The sequence below is a fragment of the Testudinibacter crocodili genome, from assembly GCF_006228025.1.
In the GTDB taxonomy this organism is placed as follows: Bacteria; Pseudomonadota; Gammaproteobacteria; order Enterobacterales; family Pasteurellaceae; genus Chelonobacter.
This window is the reverse complement of sequence record NZ_VDHF01000005.1, coordinates 31,029-44,957: the sequence shown is the minus strand read 5'-3', so window position 1 is coordinate 44,957 and position 13,929 is coordinate 31,029. Positions and strand designations below refer to the sequence as shown.

Annotated in this window: 15 protein-coding genes; 9 read left to right on the top strand and 6 right to left on the bottom strand. The window is 45.8% G+C overall.

All coding sequences use genetic code 11. The features are described from left to right. Positions 1-239: 239 nt before the first annotated feature. Positions 240-1,115, bottom strand: a complete 876-nt coding sequence (locus tag FHQ23_RS00695) for a LysR family transcriptional regulator (protein WP_139612593.1) — start codon at positions 1,113-1,115, stop codon at positions 240-242. A gap of 101 nt (positions 1,116-1,216) precedes the next feature. Here FHQ23_RS00695 and FHQ23_RS00690 point away from each other — a divergent pair, with 101 nt between their 5' ends. Both FHQ23_RS00690 and FHQ23_RS00685 read left to right on the top strand, forming a co-directional pair. Beyond that, positions 1,217-1,450 (top strand): DUF896 domain-containing protein, encoded by a 234-nt coding sequence (locus tag FHQ23_RS00690; protein WP_139612592.1) that lies wholly within the window; start codon positions 1,217-1,219, stop codon positions 1,448-1,450. A 21-nt stretch (positions 1,451-1,471) separates the two neighbouring features. Further along, positions 1,472-2,353, top strand: a complete 882-nt coding sequence (locus FHQ23_RS00685; protein ID WP_139612591.1) for a pirin family protein — start codon at positions 1,472-1,474, stop codon at positions 2,351-2,353. 99 nt (positions 2,354-2,452) lie between these two features. On the opposite strand, the gene FHQ23_RS00680 is transcribed toward FHQ23_RS00685, so the two are convergent. Next, positions 2,453-2,974: a gluconokinase gene (locus FHQ23_RS00680; RefSeq protein WP_139612590.1), complete on the bottom strand. Its 522-nt coding sequence runs from the start codon at positions 2,972-2,974 to the stop codon at positions 2,453-2,455. Positions 2,975-3,282: 308 nt separating this feature from the next. Here FHQ23_RS00680 and FHQ23_RS00675 point away from each other — a divergent pair, with 308 nt between their 5' ends. Then, positions 3,283-4,632 (top strand): GntP family permease, encoded by a 1,350-nt coding sequence (locus FHQ23_RS00675; protein ID WP_139612589.1) that lies wholly within the window; start codon positions 3,283-3,285, stop codon positions 4,630-4,632. Here the strand turns inward: FHQ23_RS00675 and FHQ23_RS12320 are convergent. Continuing rightward, a complete protein-coding gene (locus tag FHQ23_RS12320; protein WP_176552223.1) occupies positions 4,579-4,722 on the bottom strand; it encodes a hypothetical protein in 144 nt (47 codons plus the stop codon). The genes FHQ23_RS00675 and FHQ23_RS12320 overlap by 54 nt on opposite strands. Before the next feature lie 82 nt (positions 4,723-4,804). Between FHQ23_RS12320 and yihI the strand changes: the two genes are divergently transcribed. From yihI to hemN, 3 genes are read left to right on the top strand one after another with little or no spacing between them, the layout of a single operon-like run. Next, positions 4,805-5,395 carry a Der GTPase-activating protein YihI gene (yihI, locus tag FHQ23_RS00670; RefSeq protein ID WP_139612588.1) on the top strand — a complete coding sequence of 197 codons (591 nt, stop codon included), beginning with the start codon at positions 4,805-4,807 and terminating at the stop codon, positions 5,393-5,395. A gap of 17 nt (positions 5,396-5,412) precedes the next feature. Next, positions 5,413-5,877: a DUF2489 domain-containing protein gene (locus tag FHQ23_RS00665; protein WP_139612587.1), complete on the top strand. Its 465-nt coding sequence runs from the start codon at positions 5,413-5,415 to the stop codon at positions 5,875-5,877. Beyond that, positions 5,864-7,231 (top strand): oxygen-independent coproporphyrinogen III oxidase, encoded by a 1,368-nt coding sequence (gene hemN / locus FHQ23_RS00660; protein ID WP_139612586.1) that lies wholly within the window; start codon positions 5,864-5,866, stop codon positions 7,229-7,231. Before FHQ23_RS00665 ends, hemN begins: the two co-directional genes overlap by 14 nt. A gap of 105 nt (positions 7,232-7,336) precedes the next feature. On the opposite strand, the gene FHQ23_RS00655 is transcribed toward hemN, so the two are convergent. Continuing rightward, positions 7,337-8,674 (bottom strand): FAD-dependent oxidoreductase, encoded by a 1,338-nt coding sequence (locus FHQ23_RS00655; protein WP_139612585.1) that lies wholly within the window; start codon positions 8,672-8,674, stop codon positions 7,337-7,339. 249 nt (positions 8,675-8,923) lie between these two features. Here FHQ23_RS00655 and rfaD point away from each other — a divergent pair, with 249 nt between their 5' ends. Genes rfaD through FHQ23_RS00640 form a run of 3 tightly spaced genes read left to right on the top strand, consistent with a single transcriptional unit; the run spans position 8,924 to position 11,527 of the window. Next, a complete protein-coding gene (gene rfaD / locus FHQ23_RS00650) occupies positions 8,924-9,850 on the top strand; it encodes an ADP-glyceromanno-heptose 6-epimerase (RefSeq protein ID WP_139612584.1) in 927 nt (308 codons plus the stop codon). 28 nt (positions 9,851-9,878) lie between these two features. After that, positions 9,879-10,922 carry a lipopolysaccharide heptosyltransferase II gene (gene waaF / locus FHQ23_RS00645; RefSeq protein WP_139612583.1) on the top strand — a complete coding sequence of 348 codons (1,044 nt, stop codon included), beginning with the start codon at positions 9,879-9,881 and terminating at the stop codon, positions 10,920-10,922. Between the two features lie 26 nt (positions 10,923-10,948). Then, entirely contained in the window at positions 10,949-11,527 is a 579-nt protein-coding gene (locus tag FHQ23_RS00640) for a YcxB family protein (protein WP_139612582.1), read from the top strand. A gap of 78 nt (positions 11,528-11,605) precedes the next feature. Here the strand turns inward: FHQ23_RS00640 and FHQ23_RS00635 are convergent, their stop codons facing one another. Beyond that, the gene (locus tag FHQ23_RS00635) at positions 11,606-12,619 is read right to left on the bottom strand and encodes an aldose 1-epimerase family protein (RefSeq protein ID WP_139612581.1); all 1,014 of its coding nucleotides are present in this window, start codon (positions 12,617-12,619) and stop codon (positions 11,606-11,608) included. Between the two features lie 22 nt (positions 12,620-12,641). Then, a complete protein-coding gene (gene fucP, locus FHQ23_RS00630) occupies positions 12,642-13,928 on the bottom strand; it encodes an L-fucose:H+ symporter permease (protein ID WP_176552222.1) in 1,287 nt (428 codons plus the stop codon). Between the last annotated feature and the right edge of the window lies 1 nt (position 13,929).

The window sequence follows — 13,929 nt, the reverse complement described above, 5'->3', positions numbered from 1 at the left end:
ACTTTTGCCTTATTTATTGGCGAAAAGAGTGGCGAAAAATAGTCTATAGCTCAAATTATAAACAAAGATCAACAGACCCTAACACGTAAGGCAGATTTTTACAGGGCAGAACAAGCGCAGCGGTTTCTGCCTTCACGCTGCCTAAAAAATGCGGTAGTTCTGGAAAGTATGCTGGCTATTTTTACCTTATTCCTCTTGTGTTTTTCAACAGCATATTTTTCAGGTCACCATCATACTTTTCAGGTCAGCAACAAGCATTCTGCTACGAACTCGACAAAACTTCTGACGGTTGGCACAAACCCCCGATTTTTGTAATAAATCGCATACAGTGGCACCGGGTCGAGAGTCCAATCGGGCAATAGCTTGATCCAGCTTGGATTGATCAAACTACCGACTTCCGGCAGCAGCGCAATCCCGATATTGTCGTTCACCAACTCAGCCAACAGTCCGGCATCGTTAGCATTGACTCGTTTGTTGGCGTTGACTTTTTCACTTTTCCCGTGTTGATGGAATAGCCATTCACGTCCGTCACTTTTGTGTAACAAAGTATGTTGTGCCAATTGATCTGGGGTCTGCGGTATGCCGTTTTGGTGCAGATAGTCGACAGAGGCGTACAGTCCCAATGTCATCTCGCCCACCTTCTTCGCGACCAAATCCTCTTGTTCGGGCGAGCCGACGCGCAGTGCAATATCAATCCCATCTTGAATCATATTGATTCGGCGATTTTCCATATGAATATCCAACGATACCTCAGGATAGCGGCGGAGATATTGCCCCAAGTGCGGTGTGATACAATGGCGCAACACTTCGCTCGACAGCGATATACGCAGCAATCCGCGTGGTGTACTCAGGCTTTGTGCCACGCTGTTGACCGCATTGTCGGCGCATTCCAACATCATGATCGCATGGCGGTAAAAAGGTTCGCCCAGTTCATTTAAACGCACGCCGTTGCGCCCGCGATCCAGCAGTTTACTGCCAAGTGCGGTTTCCAATTCGGTCAAACGGCGGCTTAAACGGGATTTGGGCAGGTTCAGTTGCTCGGCTGCACGGCTCAAACTGCCGGCTTGCACCGTCGCGACAAAGAAGCGCATATCATTCAGGTCAATTCGTTCCATTTATGCAACCTTAAGTTTGATTTTTGTGTCTTGTTCACATCTCGCAACGATTATAAACTGCACCCATCAATTCAGCAATCTGGATAACCAAGGAGGACAATATGCGTATTCCTGAACTGAACCGAATTAATGAACTGGCACGTAAAGCCAAGCTGACCGCACTTTCGGTGGCGGAATTAAATGAGCGTGATCGCTTGAGACAACGCTATCTCATGGCAATTCGCGGGCAAGTGAATAATTCACTTGCCACCGTGACGGTAGTTGATCCGCTCGGCAATGATGTAACACCACTGAAACTGCGCCAAGCGCAACGCAGTGGCATGATGACAAATTAATGAATAATAAAGGAAAATACTATGCGTACTATCAACAAAATTTATTCAGCCCCGAGCAAACACTGGGTTGGCGATGGCTTTTATGTTTCTCCGCTGTTTTCACATATGGCGGACGATAAATTTACCAGCCCGTTTTTAATGTTGGATTATGCCATGCCACAACGGTTTGCACCGAATGAAGCTAATCCACGCGGTGTTGGTTCGCATCCGCATGCCGGCTTTGAAACCGTGACCATTGCACTGCAAGGGGAGGTGGAACACCGTGATAGCACTGGTAATGGCGGTGTGATCGGCACTGGCGATGTACAATGGATGACCGCCGGACGGGGTATTGTGCACCAAGAGTTCCATAGCGAGCGTTTTAGTCGTGAAGGCGGAATGTTTGAAATGGTGCAATTGTGGGTGAATCTGCCGGCGAAAGATAAAAACGCTGAGGCAGGTTATCAAAGCATTCCGGCTGCCAAGATTCCGGTGGTTGAGTTGGCGGATTCTGAGTCGACAAAGAGTGCCGGCAGTTTGCGGGTGATCGCCGGTAATTACGACGGCAACCAAGGCGCAGCACGCACGTTTACCGAGTTGAATATGTGGGAAATTGACCTCAATCCAAACGGGAAAACCGTGCTGACGATTCCGGCGGAACACAATCTGATGTTAGTGGCGTTGCGTGGCAATGCGTTGATTAACAATGATAAAGTCGCACGCCCGACCGAGTTGGTGACTTTCAAGCAAGAAGCTGGCGAAATCAGTTTGCAAGCCGGTGATGAAGCTGTGAAACTGCTGCTGCTCAGCGGTGTGCCGATTGATGAACCGATTGCGGCGCACGGTCCGTTTGTGATGAACACCCGTGCCGAATTGGTCGAAAAATTCAATGCGTTTAATCGTGGCGAATTTGGTGCGCTATAGCATGAACTGCTAGCATGAAGCAAAGTAGTATAAAGTCGTGCTGAAAAGTAAAAGTGCGGTTGGGGAGTGATCCCGAACCGCACTTTTGTGTTGTTAATGCTATAAGTGCGGTTTTAATGCAGTGATGCAGCGCTCCACCACTTCCTCAAACGAGCCGTTAATATCAATATGCAGCACGTCAGGTTCGTTTTGTTGCGGCACTTCCAACGTATCAAACTGACTTTTCAGCATATCCACTTTCATATAATGCCCTTTGCGCTGTTTCATTCGGGCTAACACCAGCTCGAAATCTCCTTCCAAAAACAAGAACTTGATATGCTGATTGCCGTCGCGGATAAGATCACGATACTGCTTTTTCAACGCGGAACAGACGATAATTCCGACTTCGCTTTTCTGCTCCAAACTGAATGCTGCATCACGAATGCGTTCTAACCAAGGGGCGCGGTCATCATCATTTAACGGCTGTCCTGATCCCATTTTGAGGATATTGGCACGTGGGTGTAAATCATCGCCGTCGATCAACTTGATCCCCAACCGATGAGCAAGTGCGGTGCCGACAGAGGTTTTTCCAGTGCTGGAAACACCCATTAGAATAAAACTTTTGCCTTTTGTCGATGTCATTGTGTTCTCCTGAAATGGGCTACAATTTAGGTAGTAACATAGCCTAAAATAGAAAAAATAGTTACCGATAACAATCGATATAGTGATCTTGATCACGAATTTATTGATAACAATAAATTCAAACATACTTTATTGCCTGGATTATTTGAGCTGGATCTCAATTTTACATTTTCATCACAAATATCCCTTTACCACTAAAATAATAAAAAGTATGTTATCGGTAACGTTGTTAAGGAGAGGGAGCCATCAGCTTTTTTGATGGCAGGATGTTAGCGGCAGTTTAACCGCACTTTTAAAAGGATGTTACTATGTTAATTTTAACCTTGCTGGTCGCCATTTTGTTATTACTGGTGATGATCATCAAATTCAAAGTTCACGCCTTTGTTGCTTTGTTGATAGTCAGCTTGCTGACTGCAGTTGCCACGGGGATTCCGGTGGATAAAATTCTACCGACATTGCTCGGTGGTTTTGGCAGCACACTGGCGTCTGTCGCATTGTTGGTTGGTTTAGGAGCGATGATCGGGCGTTTATTGGAGATCACGGGGGGTGCTAAAGTGCTGGCAGACACGTTGATCAATAAATTCGGCGAAAAAAGAGCGCCGCTTGCGTTGGGTATCGCCTCATTGTTGTTTGGTTTTCCAATCTTCTTTGATGCCGGTTTGGTGGTGATGTTGCCGATTATCTTCAGCGTGGCAAAACAGTTTGGCGGCTCGCTGTTCCGCTATGCGTTTCCGGCTGCAGGGGCATTTGCGGTGATGCACGCATTCCTGCCACCGCACCCGGGTCCGGTTGCGTCCGGTGACTTATTGGGGGCGAATATTGGTCTGTTAGTGATTGTTGGTTTGTTGTGTGCGATCCCGACATGGTATATCGCGGCTTATTTGTACGGGACATTTTTGGGCAAAAAAATGCATTTGGATCTGCCGAAAGCATTTTTAAATGCGAATGCCATCAGTGAAACCGTCACGCAAAATCCGCCAAGTTTCCGCAAAGTGTTGAGCATTTTGTTACTACCGTTGCTGCTGATCATGTTGGATACCGTATTGAACACCTTAAGTGTGTCAAAAGTGGTGGATGGCTCAGAAATGTGGGTGCAAACCTTGCGTTTCTTCGGCAAAACGCCGATCGCGCTGTTAATCACTTTATTGTGTGCGATTGTGATGTTAAAAGGGCAACGCAGCTATGAGCAAATTGAGAAAATTTGCGATAATGCTCTGGGCCCGATTTGCGCAATTATCTTGGTGACCGGCGCAGGCGGCATGTTCGGCGGCGTATTGCGCGCCAGCGGCATTGGCGATGTCTTGGCTGGCATGTTGTCGGATACTGGGATGCCAGTGATTGTGGCAGCATTTATCATCTCACTGGCGCTGCGTGTGGCACAAGGCTCGGCAACGGTTGCGTTGACCACGGCTTCTGCGCTGATTGCGCCGACTGTGGCGGCGACTACCGGTTTAAGCGCATTCGATCTCTGTTTTATCGTGATCGCCATTGCCTCCGGTGCGACAGCATTTTCCCATGTTAACGACTCCGGTTTCTGGTTGGTCAGCCGTTTCTTGGAGATGGATACCAAAACCACTTTGAAAACATGGACTGTGATGGAAACTTTAATCGGCTTTGTCGGCTTTACCATCGCTTGTATCGGCAGCATTTTGTTGTAATTTTGCCACATTTTCTGACCGCACTTCGCCAGCCAGAAACGGCAACAAAGTGCGGTTTTCTTCATCAATAGCCTGCAACAATTTCTGCATTTATTCGCTTTAATTCCGTGTGAAAAGTCGTGTTGAGTGATACAATCCTGCCTTAAATTATTCGCCAATCTAAGAGAAAATTATGGCTCGCCAAAAGAAAACCCGCAAAATCAGCGATATTATGCCGGTGCGCAGAACCGACAAAGCGCCACCGCTGGCAAATGTAAAAAGCAAGAAAGGTCGCAAACCAACCCGTTATGAACTGGACGTGCAGGCACGTGAAGAAAAACGTAAGAAAAAACACAAAGGGCTTGATGCCGGTTCTCGTCACAGCGCTGCCGATAAAAACAGCAATAAGCAAAGTGCGGTCAAAGCCGACCCACGGGTCGGCAGCCGTAAAAAAATTCCGTTGATGATCGAAATGGTCAACAAGCCGGAGAAAGGCAAAGTGATTACGCCGATCAAAGTGGAAAGTGCGGTCGTTAAACCGAAAATTGATCCAGCTTTAGAACTGGAACAGTTGGAAAACAACGAGTGCTTAAATGAGTTGCTTGACCATTTGGACGAAGGCAAAACCTTGTCGGCGGAAGATCAGCAATTTGTCGATGACTGCTTGCGCCGGATTGAACAGCTGATGCAAGAGCTGGGGCTGAATGAAGAAGACGAAGATGAAAATAGTGAAGATGCGCTATACCGCACTTTTAATACTATTGATATCAATAAGTTTCGTTAACGAGTGAGTTTTAACGGATGAACTGGACGATTGTTTTAAGCCTTGTTGCCGTCGTGATTATCGTGGGATTGGTAAGTTATGCAACATGGCTGCTGCTGGCATTGCGTCGCCAAAAACAGAAAATCGCCGCCGCACGACAAAAACGGCATGATTTTACCTTTGACAGCGTGCAAATTATCGCCAAAGCAATGTTAAACGATGATTGTAATTTATCCGAAGGAGTGCTGCGGCTAAATGCGCTATTGCCGGGGTTGCAACCGCAGGCTTTGGACAAATACAGCGCAATGCAGCAGCTTTATCAGACGGTGATGGAGATGCCGACTCACGAGGCGCGTCGTGCTTTGCCGAAAAATCAGCGGATGCGTTTGGATTTGACCCGTGAAAGCGCCGAAGCCGAACTTGAACAAAAAATCAAATTGGAATTGCGCCAATTGTTGAGTGATATTGAAATAAATAACAGGAAAAATAATGTCAGAAATTGAATGGGATCTCAATCTAATCCAGAAATACAACCAATCCGGGCCACGCTACACCTCTTATCCGACCGCACTTGAGTTTAGCGACGACTACACCGAGCAGGATTTTCTGCAAGCCAGCCAACGCTATCCGGATCGCCCGCTGTCGTTGTATGTGCATATTCCGTTCTGCCATAAGCTCTGTTATTTTTGCGCCTGTAACAAAATTATTACCCGCCATCAACACAAAGCAGATATCTATTTGGATTATCTGGAAAAAGAGGTACAGCAGCGTGCTAAATTGTTTACCCAGCGCAACGTCACTCAAATACATTGGGGTGGTGGCACCCCGACCTATTTAAGCGAACAGCAATCGGCACGTTTGATGCAAATGCTGCGCGACAATTTCCAGGTTGATCCGGCGGCGGAAATCAGCATTGAAATGGATCCGCGTGAAATCGAGCTGTCGATGCTCGATCACCTGCGTCACATCGGTTTCAACCGCATCAGCATGGGGATTCAGGATTTTAATAAAGACGTGCAGACGGCAATCAACCGGATTCAAGATGAAGCGTTTATCTTCTCACTGATGAAAAAAGCCCGTGAATTGGGTTTCACCTCGACCAATATTGATTTGATCTATGGTCTGCCGTTCCAAACGGTGGAGAGCTTTATGGCAACCTTGCAGCGGGTCAGTGAGCTGAACCCGGATCGCATGAGTGTGTTTAACTACGCGCATTTGCCGTCTCGTTTTGCCGGACAGCATAAAATCAAAGACGCAACGTTGCCACCACCGACCAGTAAGTTGACGATTTTGCAAAAAACCATCGAAACCTTGACCGCTGCAGGCTACCGTTTTATTGGCATGGATCACTTTGCCAAACCGGACGATGAACTGGCGATTGCACAGCAAAACGGTGTGCTGCACCGCAATTTCCAAGGTTACACAACCCAAGAAGAAGCCGATTTGCTCGGTTTGGGCGTATCTGCCATCAGCTTAATGGGCGATCACTACGCACAAAACCAAAAAGAGTTGAAGCAGTATTATGCCGATGTGGAAGATCACGGCAATGCGCTGCACAAAGGTTTCGTTATGAGCCAAGAAGATTGCTTGCGCCGTGATGTCATCAAAGCGCTAATTTGCAATTTCAAATTAGATTATGCGCCATTGGAACAGCAATACGGTATTGATTTCAAAGTCCATTTTGCCGAAGATTTGGCACTGTTAAAACCGTTGGCAGAAGACGGCTTACTCACTCTTGGCGATACCGCCCTAACCGTTTCTGCCAAAGGGCGGTTACTGATCCGCAATATCTGTTTGTGCTTCGACACTTACTCACGCCAGCTGGCTAAACGCCAGCAGTTTTCGAGAATTATTTAATCGTTATTATTGGTGGGCTAATAGGAAAATATTAGCCCATTTTTATTCTTGATAAGGATAAAACAGCCCTAAGATAACCGTAAGATTTTTAAGATCAAAGTGCGGTCAGGCAAATAAGTCATTTAATCCTTCGGAAATAGTTGGATGGGTAAAAATTTGATTTTTCAGGTAATCAGCCGGAATGTGGTGATCCATTGCTATTTTGAATAGGTTGATGATTTCATGGGCTTCGGCACAAAACAGTGTGACCCCTAAAATTTGATTATTGTCGTTATCAATAATCGCTTTCAGCAAACCGTCGGTTTGGTTCAATATCTTGGCTTTGGGAATCGCTTCGGCGCTCAGGGTAGCGACACGATAGCTGCGTCCACTCTCGGTAGCTTGGTTTTCGGTCATGCCAATGTGCGCCAGCGGTGGTTCGGTGAACACGGTAGTTGGAAAGTGCGGTCGATCTTGGATATTGCGTTTTCCTTCGCCTAATAACTGTTCGCGCACAATGCGGTAGTCATCTAGGGAAATATAGGTGAACTGCGGACTGCCGGCTACATCGCCCATTGCCCAAATGTGCGGCGCGGCTTGCAGCTGTGAGTTGGTTTTGATGAAGCCACGTTCTGTCAGTTCAATCCCGGCATTTTCCAACGCCAGCCCATCAGTGTTTGGACGGCGACCAACCGCAAGCAAAACGGCATCTGCACTGAAAGCACCTTGAGAAGTGATGATTTGAGTTTCGTTTGAATGTTGTTCAAAGCGTTTCACATCAGCACCCAAGATAATGTCAACACCTCGAGCTTGCAACACGCGCATCATTTCATCGGCAATATCACGATCTTCCCGTGGCAGGAACGTATTTCCGCTGTCAATAATCGTTACCTCAGTACCGAATTGGTGATACATAAAAGCAAATTCCAGCGAGATATAGCCACAGCCGATAATCACTAGGCGTTTCGGGTGAGTATTCAAAGATAAAATTCCGTTGCTGTTATAGATCTGTTCTCCGTCTGCGCCGGGAATATTCAGTTCAACGGGCAGGCTCCCGGTATTGATAAAAATGCGCTCGGCAGTGACACGGAATTCGCCGTCGCGTCCACTGAGGATCACTGTATTTTGATCTTCAAAACGTGCTTTGGCAGTGATGATTTGCACGTTGTCCAGCGCATCGAGTTTGCTAAAATTTGCTGCGCGTAATTTGGTGACCAGACTATTTTTCGCTTGCATGGACTGTTGAAAAACATGATTTTTATCAGCGATAGCTGCATTTTTTTCGCCTTCAACCAATAGCTTTTTAGATGGAATGCAGCCGATGTTGATGCAGGTTCCGCCATACATTTGCTCACTGGCCTCAACCAGAATCACCGGCTGTCCGTGTTTTGCCAGGTCAGCCGCTAGGGTTTTTCCGGCTTTGCCAAAGCCGATGATGAGATTTTGAGTGTTTAATTGTTGCATAATTCGATCCTTAAGTATTAAACGAGATTATTTCGCATAAAAATAGTAGTTTTAATAATAGATGAATTAGGATAATAACAAGTCTCTATTATGCTCATTATGTACCGAAAAAATCTTATTTCCTGTATGTTTTTCAAACACCATTATAAGCAGATTCTTTTCTAATAAAAATGGTTTCACTGTAATCACATTTTAATTTCTATTACAATATACTGAATTCATGTAAAACATCGCAAAAGGCAGGGAAATATGATTATCGTAACAGGCGGCGCAGGGTTTATCGGCAGCAACATTATCAAGGCATTAAACGCAATCGGACGCAAAGATATTCTGGTGGTGGACAACCTCACCGACGGCACCAAATTCGCTAATTTGGTCGATTTGGATATTGCTGATTACTGTGATAAAGAAGATTTTATCGGTTCCATCATCGCCGGTGACGAGTTCGGCGAGATTGAGGCGGTGTTTCACGAAGGGGCGTGTTCCGCCACCACCGAATGGAACGGCAAATATGTGATGAGCAACAACTACGAATATTCGAAAGAGTTGCTGCACTACTGCTTGGATCGCCGTATTCCGTTTTTCTATGCCTCTTCTGCCGCGACCTACGGCGACAAAACCGAATTTAAGGAAGCACGTGAATTTGAAGGCCCGTTGAATGTGTACGGCTATTCCAAATTCCTGTTCGACCAATATGTGCGCGAGATCCTGCCGGAAGCGGAATCACCGGTGTGCGGCTTCCGTTATTTCAATGTGTACGGCCCGCGCGAAAACCACAAAGGCAGCATGGCGAGCGTGGCGTTTCATCTGAATAATCAAATTCTGAAAGGCGAAAATCCGAAGTTGTTTGCCGGCAGTGAGCATTTCCGCCGTGATTTTGTGTATGTCGGCGATGTAGCGCAAGTGAATATCTGGTGTTGGCAGAACGGTGTTTCTGGCATTTACAACTGCGGCACCGGCAAGGCGGAATCGTTTGAAGCTGTCGCCAAAGCGGTGCTGGCATTCCACCAAACAGGACAAATCGAAACCATTCCCTTCCCGGATCATCTGAAAAGCCGCTATCAGGAATATACCCAAGCGGATTTAACTAATTTACGCGCCACAGGTTATGACAAACCGTTCAAAACGGTTGCCGAAGGGGTGGCGGAATATATGGCGTGGCTAAACAAAAAGTAACGAATAAAACAGAATTGGAAAACGCGTAATGAGAATTTTGGTCATTGGCCCGTCTTGGGTCGGCGATATGATGATGTCGCACAGCTTGTATCAAGTATTGAAACAGCGTGATCCCGACTGCGTGATTGATGTGATGGCGCCCAATTGGTGCCGTCCGCTGTTGGCGAGAATGCCGGAAGTAAATCAAGCGATTGCGATGCCGATTGGACACGGCAGTTTTGCCTTGGGCGAACGTTATCGTTTGGGAAAATCACTGCGCAATCGATATGATCAGGCGATTATCCTACCTAATTCGCTCAAATCGGCGTTTATTCCGCTGTTTGCCAAGATTGCGCAACGACGTGGCTGGAAAGGCGAAAGTCGCTATTTTCTGTTGAATGACTTGCGCAACAACAAACAGGATTATCCGTTAATGGTGCAGCGTTATACCGCACTTGCCTTTGACAAAAGTGCGGTTCCGATGGCAGACCAATTACCGATTCCTTATCCTTATTTGCAAGTGGATAGCGCACAGATTGCCAAAACCCAGGCTAAATTTGAGCAGCAAACCGCACTTGCCGAAAATCGTCCGATTATCGGTTTTTGTCCAGGGGCGGAATTTGGTCCGGCAAAACGCTGGCCGCATTACCACTACGCCAAATTGGCGGAATTGTTGATCGCACAGGGCTACCAAATCCATATTTTCGGCTCCGGCAAAGATGATGCCGTCGCCGAGCAAATCCGCAACAGCCTGCCGAGCGCACTGCAACGTTATTGCATCAACCTTGCCGGACAAACCCAGTTGGAAGAAGCGATCGACCTGATTTCCTGTTGCACTGCCGTGGTCAGCAACGACTCCGGCTTAATGCACATCGCCGCCGCCTTGCAACGCCCACTGGTCGCACTCTACGGCCCGACCAGCCCACAATACACCCCACCGCTCAGCGACAAGGTGGAAATTATTCGTTTAATCGACGGCGGTTTAATCAAAGTGCGCAAAGGCAGTGACAGCAGCGAAGGCTATCACCAAAGTTTGATTGATATTCAACCGGAATTGGTGGTGGGGAAACTCAAGATACTGCTGGGACAATAAATATAGAGCGATAAGTAGGACAACAAATGGAAATAAGTTATCACATCACGGCACAAGAGTTTGCGACCGCACTTGGTCGGATGCAAGCGGCAGCTTATAAACAATCTCCACTTTATTGGAAGTTGGCGCTTTTTCAATTACTGGTTTTTGTCGTGCTTTTTGCGAGTTTCGGCTTTTTTAGTATTGTTGGTTACGACGCCATCCGAGAATATGCCGATTATTATGATAATTCCTTGGTCGATTGGGCGTTCTACGGTTTAATTGCGGCGGTAGTGCTGTATTATTTTTCGCCTATTATATACAACATGACATATACCCGTTTTTACAATAACCACCTTTTTGTTTCGGAAAAAAGTGCTTATATCGGTGAAGCAAAGTTAGTGCTGCAACCGAACGGTATTTTCTGTCAGAATCAAGGCAGCGAAGCGCTGTATTACTATGAAGGAATTTACGGCGTGGAAACGATCAAAGATTTCTTGATCATTCGTATTGATCGCGGAGTGTATCTGCCGATACCGGAGCATGGGTTCAAAAGTAAGCAACAGCGTCAGCAATTTGAATCTGAATTAAATATGAAATTGCAGCGGCAAACTATTTCTGCCTAAAAGGGAAGTATCACAGAATACGTGCTAGAAAATAGAAAAAATGGTCGCAATCTTAAAACAAAATGCGACCATTATTTTTTATTCAATCCCGGTAGTCACTGAGAAATGTCGGGTTTCATTTGCTGCAAGTATAATCAAGGTGCCGCTGCGTTGTGCGGCTAAGTAGCCTTCAGGGCGGCAGGTTGCCGGCAGGACAAAGGCACCGACTTGTTGATCAGCATTATATAAAATCCAGCGGGTAGCATAATTAAATTGTTCAGATGAAAATTTAGTCAGGTAACAATGCCCATCCGGTGATTGCATACGATATTCTAAATTTGCTTGATATTGCTGCAGATCATCCATGAAAAAAACAATTTCAGGGTTATACAATTCATCATTCTCTAAACGAGTTAAACTATATTCTCCTTGTTTGATTTTTTCATTGAACGCGCTCCATTCCGGAGTTGGTTTGACATGGGCTGGAATGGATTCACGCAATTTAATCGCTGCATCAGGGATATTTTGGCTGAATGTTGCGCCATGTTCGTAACAGTAATTCATATGGCACATATATTGCAACGGCATTTCGACACTGGCAAGGTTGGTGACTTGCATTTGAATATCAAACAGGCTGCTGTCGGCATAAAGAATAACTTTAGGTTGTGCCAGATAATGATCGCCAAAACCTTTGACATATTCGTATTCGCCGCAAAGGGCAACATGATTATCTTCGAATTCAAGCCAGGCTTTATCCATTGCGGCGCAAGGCATTTCACCGTGCAGAGGGTGGTTATCTTCCGGTGCAGGGCAACCGTTGCGGATTAAGCCCGAGTGAAAACTGAAGCAACCGTAAGTATCAATAATTTCGGTACCGCACTTGGGTTCGCTAAACATATTTTTCATCTTCAAGCTATGTCCATTGAAATAAGCGTCCCAAATAATTTGTCCGTAGAATGGCAGCACGGTGATAAAGCCTTTTTGGTTACTGATTTTTATCGCTTCAATACCGGAGTTATACTTAAAGCCCTCAACGGTAATTTGGCTATTTTGTAAGAGTATTTTTTTCTCGCGACTGAATAGCTCGCTATATAAAGGAATGGTGGTTTTCATTTTTTCCTCACTTAATCTTATTTCATTTCATTTCATTGCGTTTGCCGTAGAAATAGTAACCGACATAGGCAAAGCAGAGTAGCGGTACAATAAACGCATGTTGAATTGAGCCGATGGAATCAGAGACTAATCCATGAATGGCGGGTACGACGGCAGCACCGATAATTGACATCACCACAACCGCCCCTGCGACTTCACGGTGTTCTTGTTCAACTGTGCCCAACACAGAAGCATAGATTGTCGCCCAACAAGGACCAAATAAAGCGCTGGCAAAAATAGCCGCATAGACCGCAGAGAAATCCGGCACAAATGCGGTGTAAGCTAAGGTGATAACGCCTAATACTGAATACCAAACTAGCACCCAATTCGGTTTGAATTTTGTCATCAAGAAATTGGCAATAAATTTGCCGACAAAGAAGCCAATAAAGCTATAGACCATAAAATCAGAGGCATCACGTTCATTCATATTGCTTAAATTCAGCGCCAAGCGGATGGTGAACGACCATACGGCAACCTGCATACCGACGTACAAGAATTGCGCCAAGATCCCTTTTTTGAACGCACTGTTTTTCAGCAGATATTTTAAGGTATCGATAAAGTGCACATCGTGTTTTTCGCCTTCATTAACCGCTTTACATTTCGGAAATTGCGTGATCAAGAATAAAAAAGCAACAGCGATTAAGACAAAAATCAGATATTTATAAGGCTGTAAGGTGTGCTGTAACATTGCCAGTTTAAAATCGTGCAGCTGCTCCGGCGTCATACCGGCAACTTGTTCGTGCAGGCTGGCTCCTTCTTGGAATATTAAATATTTGCCCAACAAAATACCGAAAATAGCGCCGATAGGGTAGAACGTTTGGCTGATATTTAAACGCAATGTGGCGTAGTCTTTATGTCCGATCATTGAACTGTAAGTATTGGCGGAAGTTTCTAAGAAACTTAACCCAATGGCGATCGAAAAAATAGCCGCTAAAAACATGGTGTAAGTCGCCATATGCGAAGCCGGATAAAACATCAGGCAGCCACCGATATATAAGGTTAAACCAATTAAAATAGCGATTTTATAACTGGTTTTCTTAATGACAAGCGAGGCAGGAATAGCGATCAGAAAATAGCCGCCATAAAAAGCACTTTGCACTAATGCACTGGCAAAATCGCTCAAGGTAAATACGCTTTTAAATTGGGTGATCAAAATATCATTGAGACTGGCAGCCGCACCCCATAGCGGGAACAGGCAGGAGAGCAAAATGAATTGAAACAGCGGGGTTCTGTTTAGATAGCCGTCTGGCATTTGGATAATATTTTTCATG

Coding starts and splice junctions, on each gene's coding strand:
- FHQ23_RS00695 (WP_139612593.1), bottom strand. CDS start 1,115: ATGGAACGAATTGACCTGAATGATATGCGCTTCTTTGTCGCGACGGTG.
- FHQ23_RS00690 (WP_139612592.1), top strand. CDS start 1,217: ATGCGTATTCCTGAACTGAACCGAATTAATGAACTGGCACGTAAAGCC.
- FHQ23_RS00685 (WP_139612591.1), top strand. CDS start 1,472: ATGCGTACTATCAACAAAATTTATTCAGCCCCGAGCAAACACTGGGTT.
- FHQ23_RS00680 (WP_139612590.1), bottom strand. CDS start 2,974: ATGACATCGACAAAAGGCAAAAGTTTTATTCTAATGGGTGTTTCCAGC.
- FHQ23_RS00675 (WP_139612589.1), top strand. CDS start 3,283: ATGTTAATTTTAACCTTGCTGGTCGCCATTTTGTTATTACTGGTGATG.
- FHQ23_RS12320 (WP_176552223.1), bottom strand. CDS start 4,722: ATGCAGAAATTGTTGCAGGCTATTGATGAAGAAAACCGCACTTTGTTG.
- yihI (WP_139612588.1), top strand. CDS start 4,805: ATGGCTCGCCAAAAGAAAACCCGCAAAATCAGCGATATTATGCCGGTG.
- FHQ23_RS00665 (WP_139612587.1), top strand. CDS start 5,413: ATGAACTGGACGATTGTTTTAAGCCTTGTTGCCGTCGTGATTATCGTG.
- hemN (WP_139612586.1), top strand. CDS start 5,864: ATGTCAGAAATTGAATGGGATCTCAATCTAATCCAGAAATACAACCAA.
- FHQ23_RS00655 (WP_139612585.1), bottom strand. CDS start 8,674: ATGCAACAATTAAACACTCAAAATCTCATCATCGGCTTTGGCAAAGCC.
- rfaD (WP_139612584.1), top strand. CDS start 8,924: ATGATTATCGTAACAGGCGGCGCAGGGTTTATCGGCAGCAACATTATC.
- waaF (WP_139612583.1), top strand. CDS start 9,879: ATGAGAATTTTGGTCATTGGCCCGTCTTGGGTCGGCGATATGATGATG.
- FHQ23_RS00640 (WP_139612582.1), top strand. CDS start 10,949: ATGGAAATAAGTTATCACATCACGGCACAAGAGTTTGCGACCGCACTT.
- FHQ23_RS00635 (WP_139612581.1), bottom strand. CDS start 12,619: ATGAAAACCACCATTCCTTTATATAGCGAGCTATTCAGTCGCGAGAAA.
- fucP (WP_176552222.1), bottom strand. CDS start 13,928: ATGAAAAATATTATCCAAATGCCAGACGGCTATCTAAACAGAACCCCG.